Source organism: Campylobacter sp. CCS1377 (genome assembly GCF_040008265.1).
In the GTDB taxonomy this organism is placed as follows: domain Bacteria; phylum Campylobacterota; class Campylobacteria; order Campylobacterales; family Campylobacteraceae; genus Campylobacter_D.
The window spans coordinates 1,669,315-1,682,963 of sequence record NZ_CP155620.1; the positions used below are offsets into that span (position 1 = coordinate 1,669,315).

21 protein-coding genes are annotated in these 13,649 nt (G+C 30.9%); all 21 read right to left on the reverse strand.

Features of this window, described 5'->3' with window-relative positions; genetic code table 11:
• Positions 1 to 4: 4 nt before the first annotated feature.
• On the reverse strand, positions 5 to 904 hold the full coding sequence (gene hisG / locus AAH949_RS08400; RefSeq protein ID WP_348518497.1) for an ATP phosphoribosyltransferase: 900 nt from the start codon (positions 902 to 904) through the stop codon (positions 5 to 7).
• Positions 905 to 1,058: 154 nt separating this feature from the next.
• Positions 1,059 to 1,643, reverse strand: a complete 585-nt coding sequence (locus AAH949_RS08405; RefSeq protein WP_348518498.1) for an ankyrin repeat domain-containing protein — start codon at positions 1,641 to 1,643, stop codon at positions 1,059 to 1,061.
• A 132-nt stretch (positions 1,644 to 1,775) separates the two neighbouring features.
• Positions 1,776 to 2,129: a 50S ribosomal protein L17 gene (rplQ, locus tag AAH949_RS08410; RefSeq protein ID WP_134237776.1), complete on the reverse strand. Its 354-nt coding sequence runs from the start codon at positions 2,127 to 2,129 to the stop codon at positions 1,776 to 1,778.
• Between the two features lie 3 nt (positions 2,130 to 2,132).
• Positions 2,133 to 3,146 (reverse strand): DNA-directed RNA polymerase subunit alpha, encoded by a 1,014-nt coding sequence (locus AAH949_RS08415; RefSeq protein ID WP_134237775.1) that lies wholly within the window; start codon positions 3,144 to 3,146, stop codon positions 2,133 to 2,135.
• 14 nt (positions 3,147 to 3,160) lie between these two features.
• Entirely contained in the window at positions 3,161 to 3,787 is a 627-nt protein-coding gene (gene rpsD / locus AAH949_RS08420) for a 30S ribosomal protein S4 (protein WP_087725074.1), read from the reverse strand.
• 28 nt (positions 3,788 to 3,815) lie between these two features.
• Positions 3,816 to 4,208, reverse strand: a complete 393-nt coding sequence (rpsK, locus tag AAH949_RS08425) for a 30S ribosomal protein S11 (protein WP_002779544.1) — start codon at positions 4,206 to 4,208, stop codon at positions 3,816 to 3,818.
• A gap of 9 nt (positions 4,209 to 4,217) precedes the next feature.
• A complete protein-coding gene (gene rpsM / locus AAH949_RS08430; protein WP_002779545.1) occupies positions 4,218 to 4,583 on the reverse strand; it encodes a 30S ribosomal protein S13 in 366 nt (121 codons plus the stop codon).
• A gap of 2 nt (positions 4,584 to 4,585) precedes the next feature.
• Positions 4,586 to 4,699 (reverse strand): 50S ribosomal protein L36, encoded by a 114-nt coding sequence (rpmJ, locus tag AAH949_RS08435; protein WP_002781429.1) that lies wholly within the window; start codon positions 4,697 to 4,699, stop codon positions 4,586 to 4,588.
• A gap of 171 nt (positions 4,700 to 4,870) precedes the next feature.
• The gene (gene infA, locus AAH949_RS08440; protein WP_134237774.1) at positions 4,871 to 5,089 is read right to left on the reverse strand and encodes a translation initiation factor IF-1; all 219 of its coding nucleotides are present in this window, start codon (positions 5,087 to 5,089) and stop codon (positions 4,871 to 4,873) included.
• 66 nt (positions 5,090 to 5,155) lie between these two features.
• Entirely contained in the window at positions 5,156 to 6,016 is an 861-nt protein-coding gene (locus AAH949_RS08445) for a YafY family protein (RefSeq protein WP_348518499.1), read from the reverse strand.
• A gap of 13 nt (positions 6,017 to 6,029) precedes the next feature.
• A complete protein-coding gene (locus AAH949_RS08450; protein ID WP_348518500.1) occupies positions 6,030 to 7,688 on the reverse strand; it encodes a hypothetical protein in 1,659 nt (552 codons plus the stop codon).
• Between the two features lie 35 nt (positions 7,689 to 7,723).
• Positions 7,724 to 8,722, reverse strand: a complete 999-nt coding sequence (locus tag AAH949_RS08455) for a hypothetical protein (RefSeq protein ID WP_348518501.1) — start codon at positions 8,720 to 8,722, stop codon at positions 7,724 to 7,726.
• Position 8,723: 1 nt separating this feature from the next.
• Positions 8,724 to 9,029: a YkgJ family cysteine cluster protein gene (locus AAH949_RS08460; protein WP_348518502.1), complete on the reverse strand. Its 306-nt coding sequence runs from the start codon at positions 9,027 to 9,029 to the stop codon at positions 8,724 to 8,726.
• The gene (locus tag AAH949_RS08465) at positions 9,019 to 9,807 is read right to left on the reverse strand and encodes a DUF3944 domain-containing protein (RefSeq protein ID WP_348518503.1); all 789 of its coding nucleotides are present in this window, start codon (positions 9,805 to 9,807) and stop codon (positions 9,019 to 9,021) included. The genes AAH949_RS08460 and AAH949_RS08465 overlap by 11 nt, the downstream gene beginning before the upstream one ends.
• A gap of 96 nt (positions 9,808 to 9,903) precedes the next feature.
• Positions 9,904 to 10,314 (reverse strand): hypothetical protein, encoded by a 411-nt coding sequence (locus AAH949_RS08470; RefSeq protein ID WP_348518504.1) that lies wholly within the window; start codon positions 10,312 to 10,314, stop codon positions 9,904 to 9,906.
• A gap of 29 nt (positions 10,315 to 10,343) precedes the next feature.
• Positions 10,344 to 10,757, reverse strand: coding sequence for a hypothetical protein (locus AAH949_RS08475; protein WP_348518505.1), 414 nt, complete (start codon positions 10,755 to 10,757; stop codon positions 10,344 to 10,346).
• Entirely contained in the window at positions 10,754 to 10,969 is a 216-nt protein-coding gene (locus tag AAH949_RS08480) for a hypothetical protein (protein WP_134237768.1), read from the reverse strand. The genes AAH949_RS08475 and AAH949_RS08480 overlap by 4 nt, the downstream gene beginning before the upstream one ends.
• Complete coding sequence (locus AAH949_RS08485) at positions 10,966 to 11,478, reverse strand: hypothetical protein (RefSeq protein WP_134237767.1); 513 nt, start codon at positions 11,476 to 11,478, stop codon at positions 10,966 to 10,968. The genes AAH949_RS08480 and AAH949_RS08485 overlap by 4 nt, the downstream gene beginning before the upstream one ends.
• Before the next feature lie 132 nt (positions 11,479 to 11,610).
• Complete coding sequence (locus tag AAH949_RS08490) at positions 11,611 to 12,108, reverse strand: flagellar FLiS export co-chaperone (protein WP_348518506.1); 498 nt, start codon at positions 12,106 to 12,108, stop codon at positions 11,611 to 11,613.
• 41 nt (positions 12,109 to 12,149) lie between these two features.
• The gene (locus AAH949_RS08495) at positions 12,150 to 12,752 is read right to left on the reverse strand and encodes an ABC-type transport auxiliary lipoprotein family protein (protein ID WP_348518507.1); all 603 of its coding nucleotides are present in this window, start codon (positions 12,750 to 12,752) and stop codon (positions 12,150 to 12,152) included.
• Entirely contained in the window at positions 12,749 to 13,648 is a 900-nt protein-coding gene (locus tag AAH949_RS08500) for an MlaD family protein (RefSeq protein ID WP_348518508.1), read from the reverse strand. The genes AAH949_RS08495 and AAH949_RS08500 overlap by 4 nt, the downstream gene beginning before the upstream one ends.
• Between the last annotated feature and the right edge of the window lies 1 nt (position 13,649).

Genomic DNA, 13,649 nt, shown 5'->3' on the forward strand with positions numbered 1-13,649 from the left:
TTTCTCACTTTAACATTTTTTCTATTGGTAAAACTAAAATCGAACTCGCACCTTCCTCTTTTAAGGCTTCCATGGTTTCCCAAAAAAGATTTTCTTTACTTACCATATGCAAAGCCACATTTTTTTCATCATGTGCTAAAGGTAAAATGGTTGGTTTTTCTACGCCTGGTAACAAAGCTTTGATTTTATCAAGTTTTTCTTTTGGAGCGTGTAGCATAATGTATTTGCTTTCTCTTGCTTGCATTACTCCTGCAACTCTAAGCATAATCTTATCCACTAAGGCTTGTTTTTCATCGCTTAAAGCACTAGATCTTTGTATCAAACATGCACGAGATTCGTAAATGACTTTAACTTCTTTAAGATTATTAGCTTGTAAAGTCGCACCGCTTGAGACTAAATCACAAATCACATCAGCTAAATTTGCCCTTGGCGCAACTTCCACAGAGCCTGTAAGCATACAATTTTTATAATTAATATTATTTTCTTTCATAAAGCGTTTTAAAAGCTGTGGATAAGAAGTGGCGATTCTTAAATTTTCAAAATCTTTTAAACTATCAAATTTTTTCTCTTGTGGCAAGGCAAGTGAAAGCCTACAATAACCAAAATCAAGCTTTGTCAAAAGCTTATAATTTATTTCTTCGCCTAAGCTTTTTCGCTCCAACTCATTTTCTTCTAAAACATTTTCCCCTATGATACCAAGATCGACAACACCGTCAAAAACAAGTCCTGGTATATCATCATCTCTAACGCGTAAAATGTCTATGGGTAGATTAGTCGCAAAAGCTATAAGACTTTGCTCATGAATATGCATTTTAATCCCGCATTTGTTTAAAAGTTCTATAGATTCTTTTGAAAGTCTGCCTGATTTTTGTATGGCAAGACGCAAACGAGAATTTTCTTGCATATTTGTTCCTTGCTAATAAAATAAAAAATTATATTATCATAAGTATTTGAATTTTAAGCAAGAGTTTTTAAAATTACACGAATTTAATTTCTTAAAATAACTTTTAGTATTTATTTTTCAAAACAAAATTGAAATTTTAATACCCACTGTGTGATTATGGGTTTTCTAAAACCTTTAGTATTTTAAACATTTTGTTCTTTTTGGCATAATACAAAGCATCTTTTCCTTTGTGATCTTTGATATAAATATCTGCACCATTTTCTACAAGAATTTTAACAATTTTGGCATATTCTGGCGTATCATCGCCCAAAATAACCACTTCCAAAAGTGCTGTCCAACCAAGATTATTGATATGATTTACTTCTACGCTAGTATTTTTAAGCAAAAATTCAACAACTTCAACATGTCCTTTTTCACAAGCAGGTATCAAGGCATTTCCACCGTAACGATTTAATGGTTTTATAGCGTCTGCTTTTGTATAAATGATTTTTAAAATTTCAAGCTGCCCATTTGCTCCAGCATATAAAAACGGAGTATTTTTATAATCATCTTGAAGATTCACATCAGCACCGTTTTTAAAAAGCATTTCAACCATTTTAATATTGTTATTATATGTTGCAACCATGATAAGACTTTGTTTTTTCTGATTTTGGATATTAATATTTACACCTTGTTTGATGAGTTGTTCCAATCGTTTTATGTCATTATTATAAACAGCGTCAAATAAAGCTTTTTCCATATCTGATCCAAATAAAGCGCTCAGAAAAAACAGTGCAACAAAAATAATTTTCATTTTTAAGTCCAGCTTTGCATAAATAATATAAGTATATTTGAAAGAAGAAAGAAAATCCTAGCTCTTTGCTAGGATTAATTAAGCTACAAATTCAATAAAAGCCATTTCGGCTGCGTCGCCACGGCGAATTCTTGTTTTGATGATTCTTGTATAACCACCATTTCTTTCTTTAAATTTTGGAGCTATTTCTGTAACAAGCTTGTTCGTTGCATTTTTATCTTGCAAAGAAGCAAAAACTGCCCTATGCGCGTTAAAGTCTCCAAGTCTTGCTCTAGTAATTAATCTTTCTACATAGCCTCTTAATTCTTTAGCTTTTGGTAAAGTTGTTTCGATTTTACCGCTATTAACTAAAGCTATAGTTAAATTTTTTAACAAGGCAGCACGATGAGATGAAGTTCTACCAAGTTTTCTATATCCGTGTTTATGTCTCATTCTTTATCCTTCGTTTTGTGCTTTTAATTCATCAATTTTTTTCTTAAGCAAATCTTTATTATCGCTAAGTTTAGAAGTCCCCACAGGAAAACCTATGCTTTCCATAATGCTTTTAATTTCATCTAAAGATTTTTTGCCTAAATTTTTAAGTCCAGCAAGCTCATTTACACTCATCAAAGCAAGTTCGCCTATATAAACAATTCCTGCTTTTTCAAGACAATTAAAACTTCTTGCACTTAAATTTAAATCCGTAATATTTTGCAATAATTTCGCATTCTCAATGTCATTATTTGAAGCTTGACTTTTTAAAACATTGTGTATATTGGTGATTTTATCAAATACCGATAATTGCTTATACATTGCCTCTAAAGCATGTTCAAAAGCTTTATTAGGTGTAATTTGTCCATCAGTTGTAATGGTAAAAACCACTTTTTCATAATCTGGATTATCTTCAAACAATACCTTTTCAAGATCATACACAGCTTCTCTAACTGGAGTAAAAAAAGCATCTAAAGCAATGAAATTAGCATCAGTCAAAGTATTTCTAATTTCTTCACTTGGAACATAGCCTATACCTTTTTCTACAATTACAGTGAATTTTAAATCAGCATCTTCATTAATAGTCGCGAGATAACTATCAGCATTTACAACTTCAACAAGCTCATTTTGCAGATCTTTGCCATAAATTTCTTTTGGTCCTTTAAAATGAAACTCTATTGTTTCTTTTTCAGAATCGTTTTTTAATTTAAAACGAAGTTTTTTAAGATTAATAATAAAAAGAGCCACATCTTCAAGCATACCACGCATACTATCAAATTCATGAGTCACACCATCAATATGCACCGCTGTTGGCGCATAACCTATGGTACTAGTATAAAGTAAGCGACGAAGTGGATGGGCTAAAGTAATGCCATAGCCAATTTCAAAAGGCCAAGCACTAATCTTGGCCACATTATCGCTGATATTTTCTATAGTAAATTCTGTTGGTGTATAAGCAGATGTTGTAATATATCTCATATTCAACTCCTTTATTATTTAGAATAAAGCTCAACGATAAATCTTTCCTCTACTGGAATGACAACTTCTTCTCTTTCAGGTTTTCTGGTGAAAATTCCAAATCTTTTATCTTTTTCCACATCTACCCAAGCAACGATTCCAGTTTGCGCAGTAAGTTCGATTGCTCTTGTAATTTGAGGATTATTTTTGCTTTTTTCTATCACTTCAATTTTCGCACCAGCTTCTACTCTAAAGCTAGGGATATCCACTCTTTTTCCATTAACTAAAATGTGTCCATGAGTTACAAGTTGTCTTGCAAAACGACGAGTAGTAGCAAAGCCCATTCTATAAACTACATTATCAAGTCTTTGCTCTAAAAGTTGGATGAGTAAAACCCCTGTATTTCCATCTTTTCTAGCAGCTTCTGCAAAAAGTCTTCTAAATTGTTTTTCGCTCACGCCATACATAAATTTAGCTTTTTGTTTTTCTCTTAATTGAAGTCCATACTCACTGATTTTACCTTTTCTTGCTCCGTGTTGTCCTGGTGCATAAGGGCGTTTGTCAAGTGCGCTTTTTCCTGCTAGCCTTCTTTCTCCTTTTAATGCCAAGCTAACACCAAAGCGTCTTTCTAATTTTTCTACTGGTCCTCTATATCTTGCCATAATTAATTCTCCTAATTTTTATCTTTTCTTAGACACGACGACGCTTAGGCGGTCTGCAACCATTATGAGCTAATGGAGTAATATCTTTCAAGAAAGTTACTTTGATTCCTTCCATAGCACCTACGCTTTTTACAGCGGTTTCTCTGCCGCTTCCTGGTCCTTGCACTTTAATGCCTACTTCTTTAATTCCGTGTTCTTTTGCTTTATTTAAAGCATCTTCTACTGCTTGTTGTGCTGCATAAGGAGTTGATTTTTTAGAACCTTTAAATCCTAAACCACCTGCACTACTCCAAGCGATAGCATTTCCCATTTCATCTGTAACTGTTACCATGGTATTGTTAAAAGTCGCACTAATATAAACAATACCCTTTGCTATATTTTTTTTAACTACTTTTTTCTTTACAATTTTTCTTTTTGCCATTTCTTATCCTTATGATTTTGCACCAACAGTTTTTCTCTTACCTTTTCTAGTTCTTGCGTTTGTTTTTGTTTTTTGTCCGCGAACTGGTAAGCCTTTTCTGTGTCTTAAGCCTCTAAAGCTTCCTAAATCCATAAGTGCTTTGATATCCATAGCAACTTGCTTTCTTAAATCCCCTTCAACCATATAGTTTTCTTGGATTTCTTTTCTGATAGCTGCTGCTTCATCTTCGCTTAACTCATGCACTCTTTTATCATAAGAAATGCCTGTTTTGTCTAAGATTTTTCTTGAAGTAAAAAGTCCTATACCATAGATATAGGTGAGTCCATATTCAATTCTTTTTTTCTTTGGTAAATCCACACCTGCAATACGAGCCATGTTTATCCTTGTCTTTGTTTATGTTTTGGATTTTCGCAAATAATGCGAACTACGCCTTTACGGCGAACTACTTTGCACTTGTCGCACATCTTTTTAACCGATGGTCTCACTTTCATGAGTTCTCCTTAAAATAAATTCCACTTGATTTACGACTGCATCAGGTTTTATGAATAACCAACTATTTTTAAAATAAGTGGTGAATTTTAAAAATACCTCTTCATATAGTTCGATACATTTTGTCGCAAAAACGCTAATTTTATCTAAAAAAAACTTTTAAATAACTTAGATTATTTATATCTAAAAGTAATGCGTCCCTTATCTAAGCTGTAAGGTGTAAGCTCCACCTTCACTTTATCACCTGGCATTATTCTAATATAATGCATACGCATTTTACCTGCAATATGGCACAAAATCACATGCTTGTTATCAAGTTCCACCTTAAAAGTTGCATTAGGCAAAGCCTCAACAACGGTGCCATCTATTTCAATAACATCGTCTTTAGCCAAATTTTCTCCTTTCATAAAAAATACAAAGCCAAGATTATACCAAAAAATCTTTGAATTTATGAAAAATTAATTTTGCAAATAATCTTTTAAAATCATTTCAAGTTTTGATTTTAAATTTATCGGTTTTAGAATTCTTATATAAGGTATCCATTGTTTTACCACATTTAAGAGTTCATCATCATAGGAAAAATACACTTTTAAAGTATAACTTTGCTCATCTTCATCGATAAATTCAAAATTGTGCAAAATATTTTTTCTAAAAAAATACTCCTTGGCACTTTTGCTAAGCCTTATAATGGCTTCTTTGCTATCATCTAGCCAGATATTTTTATCATTTAAAATTTGATTTATAAATTCTTTTTTTAGAATAAAGCTTTTTGAAGTAGTGGATAAATCTTTAATTTTGCTTACACTAAAATGTTTTAATTTATTGTTTTCATCAGCTATTAAATACCAAATTCCTTGATAGTTTATAAGTTTATAGGGCTTAACCTCCCTTTGCTTCTCTTTATAAGTAAAAGTGATTATAAAATTTTTTAAAATAGCCACGCTGATTTTTTCAAAACTTTCATAATCAATCTTTTCAAAACCATCATTTTTTACCATAAAAATGCCATTTATCTTAGAACTTAGCAAATCCGTTACAAAGCGTTCATCAAGCTTAGGATAAAGCTCTCTAATGCCACTTAGCATAGCAAAATTTTGTATATCTTTAAAACTAAGCTTGCCGAGTGCAAAAGATTCTAAAAAATACCTTCCATTTTCTTTTTTAATAGGCATAAAGGAAAGCCTTTGGTTTAAATCTCTTTGTATGGTTCTAATGTCCACATTAAACTCACTTGCTAACTCTTCTAAACTAAAGCTTCCTCCATCATTAAAACGCATTAAAATTTGTGCTAAACGCACTGCAAGTTTATCGTGTGCCATATATTATCTTTGTTTATATTTTAAACGATTCGTCGCTCGCCATAAAATTATCAAATTCTTCTCTTGTTACAAATAAATCATTGACACCATATACACTAGCTAATTTTATAATGCTTTGATTTGCTTTATCATAATTTTCTTTATTTAAAGCATTTTGTAGCTCATTGAAACTCGTTTCGCCCATATTTTGCAAATTTATCGTATAATCTGCGATATATTTTTCCAAATTATCAAGATTTTCCATCATTTTAGGCATAATTACATCATATACTCTTTCGATTTCTTCTCTTCTTTGTTTAGCCATATTAGCTGCAGCACAAATTCCAAAAAATGCATTGATAGTCAAATCTATAGTTTTTGAAAACAAAATAACAGCTACAGAGCAAACAAATATTGAAATTCCAATTGACAAAATACCCGCTATGGTTTCACCTAAAATTAGCTTTAGCTTATTTGAGATTTCTGCTTCTAATGCAACTGCAAATACAGTCATAACTGCTGAAAATAAAGATTTAAGAATGGTTTTGATAAGTTCTGCGTAGTTTGTGATTTTTCCAGTTATATAAGAATAAATCTCATTCCATATTGATTTTGCTGCATTTCTAATATTGGTCCAAAGATATTTTAATTGCCCGCCTATCTTTTTAAAAAATTGCGATATTATAGTTACTAAACCATCAATCATCCCAAAACTTGCACCTCTTGCATAAGAATCTGAACCTTTTTTAATCACTTCAGTGATTATCCTTTTAATTCTAGTGCTAAAATCTTGTGAATTATTATCTAAAAATTCATCTTTAATTTCCCATAAAACACCACTTGCAAAAGTGCTAAGCACAACACTTGCCGCATCACTTATTCCTGTTTGATGGATATTATTCAATGTTTCTTTGGCTTGATTTTTTAAAGCATTTTTCATAGGCTCGTTGGTATGTGTATGATTTTTATCTTTCTTATCGCCTTTTACATATCCTGCTTCTTCTTTATTAGAACCCATTTTAAGTTTGCTAAATTTTTCTTCATATTCTTTTAAGGTTTCTTTATTTTTTTCTGAGGGATGTTTTTCAAAATTTAGCTTTGCTTGTTCTAATTTTTCTTTAGCGTTATTATAGGCATTTTCATCCACTCTTACGCTATCTACTCCTTCAAAATACCTATTATATTTGTTGCTAAATATATTATCATTTACAGCTTTTAGTTGCTCTGTGGTAATATTGCCATTTTTATCAATCATAACAACATCAACTAAATTGTGATTTGTGGTGGCATATTTCATTAATTTTTCATTTTTTGCTATTGCCTTTATTTCTTCTGAACTATAATTTGCTAAAATATTTTCTTTTCTTTCTTGGCTATATTTACCACCAATTTCTTCATTATTATAAACCGCTTTAATATCAGCTAGTTCATCTGTAGTAAAGCTTCTTTCTCCTGTTTTATAATAAGTGTTTTTAATATTTTCTTTTCCCACTTCTAAGGTTTCAAAAGACTGCCCAAAACCATTTGGATTATCGCCATGTTGCTTTATGGTTTTTTGTGTATTTGTAGTGTGTTTTGCACTCTCCACCATTGCTCCATAAGAATTTAAATCAAAGATATTTAAATCGAGTCTTGCTAAGCTTTGTGTGCCTAGTTGATCAATTAATTCATCAAATAATAATTTCTTATTCATTTTATTCTCCCAAATTTAAGAGGTAAAACTACCTCTTATAAGCTTTGAATTTCTTTGCTTAAATCTTTTGCTACCTGCACAGCTTTTTTAAATTCCTCATTGACTTCACCTTCTTCAGTTAAAACATTAACTTTGCATATTCCGCTAATAGCCTTAACCAAATTTACAATATATTGCGTATATGATTTTTCTCCATTGCTATATTTAGAATAATCATTTTCTCTAATAACCATTAATTTAAAAGTGCTCAATTCATTTGATAATACTCCATCTAATTTTTGAATCATTTCCAAAGAATTCATAACAATGGTTGCAATAGCATTTGTAGCTACCGTCGCAGTATCCATTTCTTGTGCTGTTACTTTAACTTTTGCTAAATTACTTCTTGCATCATCTAAAGCTTTTTCTCCCATTTTTGCGTATAAAGATCCACTTACAGCCAAGACAGGTGCAGCCACTATACCGCCTAAAACTGCCATTCCCCCAGCCATACCAAGGCCTCCAGCAGCTAAACTTCCACCGCCAAGCCAAGCCAAAGTAGCATTTGTAGCTGCTGCTCCACTTAAAGATGCTATTGCTGTTCCCGTTGAAGCACTAGCAAGCATTCCAACACTTCCATATGCTCCAATTCCAGCTAACGCTCCAACCCCTAAAGACGCTATTCCACCTCCTGCTAATTCTGTAAAACTTACTACACTTTCTCTAGTGAATTTAACAAATTCTTGAATATTAAAATTTAAATCATCTTTTGAAAAATCTTGCGTTTCAACATTTTTCATTTTTGAAAAAATTTCTACGAATTCTTTAAAAGAATTTTGATGAATATGTAATTTGGCTTTACCTAAATTCTCTAAAGAATTTTCTGCGTCACTTCTTGCTTGTTCTAATTTTTCTTTTGAAAAATTAAATATACTCTCTGCACTATCGTTTATAGAGTTAGCTTCGGACTTGTCTTTGAAACCATCATAAGCTTTTTTTGCGCCAAAAGCACCTGCTGCTAATGCTATACCACCTAAAATAAATGGAACTGCCATTTTAATTCTCCTTATTTAAAAAATTAATTCTATATTTTTTCTCTATATTAAATTTTTCTTGTAATGAGTTGCAGATTTTTATATTTTCATTATAAAAATCAATTTTACTCATTTGTTTAGAAAAGTATTTTTCATACAATTCATCCACTCTACAAACCAAAGGACGATTATGATAAATTTTGCAAGTATTATCATTTTGCAAATTTACACATACGCCATTATTATTAAATTCCTTTAACTCATCTACTTTGCCTATATTTTTACAACATATTCCACAAGATGAGCAAGGAAAAATTTCATTTTTCATTATTTTTGATTTTTTCAAAACCTCCTACTATTGAATTAATATTAATGCCTTTGGGTTTTGCTTTGTATAATTGTCTTAAAAAAGCTATTTGTATCACTAAAGGCATTGTTACCCTATAAGCAGGACCTGCTAAATCTATAGCAGTCCAAGCTCCAGTAATCGCCCAACCTATAGGACCTGTGAATATAGTAACAACACGCCCTAGTGCAGTACCAGCAAGAATGGAACCGCCAGTAATTATAGGTGGTATGCAACCTATACCCATAAGAATAGTTCTATTTATCACAAAAGGTATTATTAGACTTTGTTTTATTAAAATTTGCAAACTTGCCATTAAAGCTTGTTTGTCAAAATTGGTTAGCCTTAAGTCTAATTCTTGAGAGATTGTTTTTATATCCTCTTGACTCATTTTATCTAAAGAAGTTTCTAAAATCTTCATAAAAAGATTTGTTTCTATGAGTTCAGTATCGGCTTTTCTGTTGTAATTGACCTTATATTTATCAGCCACATCACACAAAATTTCTTTGTATAAAATCCCACTCCCTCTAAAAACATTTGCAAGACTATTTCCACCAAATTTTTGAATTTCTTCCAAGATAAGATTTAAATATTTTTGATGATTTGGATAATGTGTTTTATAAAGCTCACTAACACTTAAAAGTTCTGTCCATCTTGCAGAACCATCTTTATCATGTGTAATTATACTTACCAAATCATTTAATTCTTCATTTTTTAATTCCCTTAAAAACTCTAAATCTATATCAAATTTATAAGCCATTCTCTCTCCTTAAAAATTCCGTAAAATTATAATCCCCCCCCCCCTAAAAAGTCAATAAATTTTTTAACACAAGGTTAAAAAATTTTAATCAAAACTTTAAAAAGGTAGGACTTGGGAAATCCATAAAGATTTTTCTCTCATCAACTCATCTTTTTCTTGAAACACCTTGCAAATTTGCTTATCTAACTTTTCCTCTTTTAATGCAAAATACAAACTAGAGATAAGAAACATAGGCATAAAAATCCTAGAAATTATTTGCATTGTTTGTTCTTTCATGGTATTTTTACCGCAAAAATCCACATAAGCTAACAAACAAATTTGTATACCCCCAAGCCTTTCTTTGTCTTTTTCCTCTAAGTCAAATTCCTTAAAATCACGATAATTTAAAGCATTTTTCACTTCAAAATCTTTTTTGAAATTCGCAAATTCTTTATCATTAAAATAACTTGAAAATTGAGTATTTAAAAGTTCAAAATTTTGATAAATTTCTTTTAAATTTTCTCGCATTTAACCCCCTAATCCATCTTATTTATATCTTATAATTGCAACAAAGCAATATTAAAATTAAATTTCATATAGATAAAACTCAAGATGATTTTTGATGCTGTTCCATCATCTTTAAGATATTTATCGCCATACTCTATAAAAGCTTCCATTGTAGTGCCTATTTGTATAAGCTTTTCCTTTTTTAAATCACTAAATAAATATCTATTAATATTATTAATCTCTTCTGCATCGTATTTATAAGCTTTTTTAAATTCTAAAAACTTAGGATCGTTTAAATAACTAGGATAAATTTTCTCCATCTCTTCATATTGCTTAATGACCTTTCTAAGTGTGATAAGATCCTTAAAAATGAATTCATTCCAAGTATTTTTAATCCCTTGATAAATTTTGCCACTACAAGCACCTAGTGCGATTCCACCTAAAGCTAAAACTAATTTTTTCATTTTTTCTCCTTTGTAATTTTGTAAATTAAAATTAAATTAAGTACTACAAAAAGTATATAAAGTGCCACTACGCTATAACTTCCGCTTAAATCTAAAAGCATAAAAGCTAAAATCACGCCCCAAAATATACTCCCAAATACAATCCAAAACACCCCATGAGCAAACAAAGCCACTACGCTAATTAAAACTCCCAAAATTCCTACAATAATCATTTTTGCTTTGCTAAAATTTTGCTTATTCTTCTGTGTATCTCTCTATTTAGGGCATAAATAAATGATGTGTATTTATTTTTGATTTCGTAAAAAGCTTCTAAGGCTTTTAAATTTTTAGCCCGCCTAATGATTTCTTCTAAGTCATCTTTAAATTCTAAATTTATATTTTTTAAATCATAGCTAACATCATCTGTGTATTTTGCTTTGAAATTTAAAAACTCTTTATCTTTTAAATCTTGCAAAAAAGGCTTGCTGTATTTATCTAAAAGATAAAACAAATCAATAATTCTTTCACTATTATTGTTAAGTCTTTTTTCATTAAGTTTTTCTTTGTTTAAACTTTCTTCACTAAAGTTTTCTTCGTCTTTTGTCGTGTTTTCAAAAAAATTGCCTAAATTCTCATCGCAATCGCCTTGTTCTTTTTGGCATTGTTTATCATACCACTTCTTAAGTCCATAGCCACAAGCACCTAGTGCAACACCGCCTAAAAATAAAGTTAATTTATTCATTTTTTCTCCTTGATTTTGATTTCAAGAAGAAGTATAAAATAAGCTTGCGACAGCTTGTGTCATTTGAAAAAATTATTAGAAAAATTTATTGTAAGAAAAAAGAAGCGATTAAGCTTGCCGAATTTGACAAGCTTAATAAAAGATTTTTTTAAGATCGTTTGTAGAATTTAAAGCATTAGCAAAATCAGTATCAATCCCCATCGCAATGATGCTTGCTAGCTCGCCTAAAATGCCTTTAAGCTCCTCTCTTTTATCTTCAACATAAGCCAAAACACCTTCGTAGCCATATTTTTGCAGTATTAAAAGCGGATTTGAAATTTCAAATTCAAAAAGTTTTTGCCCTACATAGACATTAAAAGCATTATCAAAAAGTGCCGTGCCCATAAAAGAACAATTTTGTATGAGCTGCGATATATTTGCATCCAAAGTGCCTTTTTGACTTTCATCTAAATTCGTATCATATGTGCTAATACTTGTATGAATTTTCCTTAAAGCAAGATCTAAAACTTGCAAAGCTCCGATAAAATCATTCGCATCATTGATTTGCGTACAAATTTGACTCGCCTTAAATTCACCCACAGCCTGCACTTTTCCCAAATGCTGCTCTAAAATTTTTAATTCTTTACTCATTATTTATCCTTCAACATGCATTTGGCATTTATAAGCACTTTTCATTCCTTTTTTAAAAGCTCACTAATCCAAACCACAAGATCATTGCTCAAAGAATTTAAGGTTTTATCAAAGGCAGCAACAACACTTTGTATATTTTGATTATCCACCTCGGTTCTATAATCAAAAAATCTCTGTCCAAGCAAAGTCTTATCTTGCGCCCTTATCAAACTCACGCTCATTTTAAGCCACACAAAATTATCATTATCATCAAATACTTGTTCAAAATTATCCATTCTGCTTTCTAGGATATAATCTGGCGAAATTAAACTGTTTTTATTAATCACCGCTTCAAAAATACCGCTATTTTGCAGTTTATGCGTCATAAATGAATAATAACTCATAGTAAGCGGGCTTTCCCACATATGAAATGCATAGCTGTTAAGTTCGTTCTTTTTGAGATAATATATTTGATTGCTTTGTAAATAAAGTGGACTTTGTGGCATCAAAATTTTAATTTTATAATGGGTTTGAGTCAAAGTTTCTGTAGCCAAAAGTTCATCAGAATTTAAAATGAATTTAACCGAAGGAGGATTGATTTCTTTTTGACTAAAAGAACAAGCACTTAAAAAAAGTGCAAAAATACAAAGTAAAATTTTTCTCATCTTTTCTCTCCTGGAGCTGGGTTTTTAGAACTTTTTTTAAAAAGCAAATCCGAAGGACTTTGCTCAAGATTTCTAATAAATTCATTGCTTTGCACCAAAAGCCTTCGTAAAAGCTCTAAATTTACACCTAAATCGTATTTAATTTCATCATATTCATCAAATTTGGTTGAAATCTTTTGTGAAAGATTATTAATAGCATTGGCACTTTTTTCGATAGAATCTAAAGTTTGATTGAATTTTTCGTAATTTGCTGTTTTTTCGATTGCTTTTGCCATTTTGCTGATATCTTCACTGGCGTTGATGATTTTTTGCGTCATTACTTTAGTATCTTTATTTAAAGTCTTACTCACACTTGCCAAATTTTCAAGTGCAATGGAAAGATTTTTCAAATTTTGATCACTTAGTAAAACTTTTGTTTTATTATCAGCAGTTTCAACTAAAGAAAAAAGTTTGCCACTTTGCCTATCAAAAGTGCTTAAAAAACTTTCTTTGATTTTAATGGTAGCGATATTTTTATCACTTGTTTTCAAAAAAGGTGCTTCATTGCTCCCGCCTTGTAATTGTATGAATTTAAGCCCCGTAATGCCTTGAAATTGTAAATTTGCATAAGTATCTTCTTTGATAGGCGTTCCTTTTTTGACTTTGATTAAAATACTCACACCTATACCTTCTTTAGTGTCGATATTGATCTCTTCAACACTACCAATCTCCACCCCCAAAAACCTTACCGGAGCTTTAATCCCGAGTCCTGCGACGGATTCTTGAGTGTAAATTTGATAATACTCAAATTCTTGTTTTTGAGAAAAGCCACTCATCCACATCACAAAAAAAATGCCTGCAAAAAACACTCCAAAAACAAAAAATCCTACAAAAAAATAATTCGCCCTATTCTCCATA

What these genes read in the sequence shown, in the direction of transcription:
- AAH949_RS08405 (WP_348518498.1), bottom strand. Translation starts at nt 1,643, where the DNA reads ATGGAAAAAGCTTTATTTGACGCTGTTTATAATAATGACATAAAACGA.
- rpsM (WP_002779545.1), bottom strand. Translation starts at nt 4,583, where the DNA reads ATGGCTCGTATTGCAGGTGTGGATTTACCAAAGAAAAAAAGAATTGAA.
- AAH949_RS08450 (WP_348518500.1), bottom strand. Translation starts at nt 7,688, where the DNA reads ATGAATAAGAAATTATTATTTGATGAATTAATTGATCAACTAGGCACA.
- AAH949_RS08445 (WP_348518499.1), bottom strand. Translation starts at nt 6,016, where the DNA reads ATGGCACACGATAAACTTGCAGTGCGTTTAGCACAAATTTTAATGCGT.
- AAH949_RS08485 (WP_134237767.1), bottom strand. Translation starts at nt 11,478, where the DNA reads ATGAATAAATTAACTTTATTTTTAGGCGGTGTTGCACTAGGTGCTTGT.
- AAH949_RS08455 (WP_348518501.1), bottom strand. Translation starts at nt 8,722, where the DNA reads ATGGCAGTTCCATTTATTTTAGGTGGTATAGCATTAGCAGCAGGTGCT.
- AAH949_RS08480 (WP_134237768.1), bottom strand. Translation starts at nt 10,969, where the DNA reads ATGATTATTGTAGGAATTTTGGGAGTTTTAATTAGCGTAGTGGCTTTG.
- AAH949_RS08495 (WP_348518507.1), bottom strand. Translation starts at nt 12,752, where the DNA reads ATGAGAAAAATTTTACTTTGTATTTTTGCACTTTTTTTAAGTGCTTGT.
- hisG (WP_348518497.1), bottom strand. Translation starts at nt 904, where the DNA reads ATGCAAGAAAATTCTCGTTTGCGTCTTGCCATACAAAAATCAGGCAGA.
- AAH949_RS08460 (WP_348518502.1), bottom strand. Translation starts at nt 9,029, where the DNA reads ATGAAAAATGAAATTTTTCCTTGCTCATCTTGTGGAATATGTTGTAAA.
- AAH949_RS08470 (WP_348518504.1), bottom strand. Translation starts at nt 10,314, where the DNA reads ATGCGAGAAAATTTAAAAGAAATTTATCAAAATTTTGAACTTTTAAAT.
- AAH949_RS08465 (WP_348518503.1), bottom strand. Translation starts at nt 9,807, where the DNA reads ATGGCTTATAAATTTGATATAGATTTAGAGTTTTTAAGGGAATTAAAA.
- rpsD (WP_087725074.1), bottom strand. Translation starts at nt 3,787, where the DNA reads ATGGCAAGATATAGAGGACCAGTAGAAAAATTAGAAAGACGCTTTGGT.
- AAH949_RS08490 (WP_348518506.1), bottom strand. Translation starts at nt 12,108, where the DNA reads ATGAGTAAAGAATTAAAAATTTTAGAGCAGCATTTGGGAAAAGTGCAG.
- rpsK (WP_002779544.1), bottom strand. Translation starts at nt 4,208, where the DNA reads ATGGCAAAAAGAAAAATTGTAAAGAAAAAAGTAGTTAAAAAAAATATA.
- rplQ (WP_134237776.1), bottom strand. Translation starts at nt 2,129, where the DNA reads ATGAGACATAAACACGGATATAGAAAACTTGGTAGAACTTCATCTCAT.
- AAH949_RS08415 (WP_134237775.1), bottom strand. Translation starts at nt 3,146, where the DNA reads ATGAGATATATTACAACATCTGCTTATACACCAACAGAATTTACTATA.
- AAH949_RS08475 (WP_348518505.1), bottom strand. Translation starts at nt 10,757, where the DNA reads ATGAAAAAATTAGTTTTAGCTTTAGGTGGAATCGCACTAGGTGCTTGT.
- AAH949_RS08500 (WP_348518508.1), bottom strand. Translation starts at nt 13,648, where the DNA reads ATGGAGAATAGGGCGAATTATTTTTTTGTAGGATTTTTTGTTTTTGGA.
- rpmJ (WP_002781429.1), bottom strand. Translation starts at nt 4,699, where the DNA reads ATGAAAGTGAGACCATCGGTTAAAAAGATGTGCGACAAGTGCAAAGTA.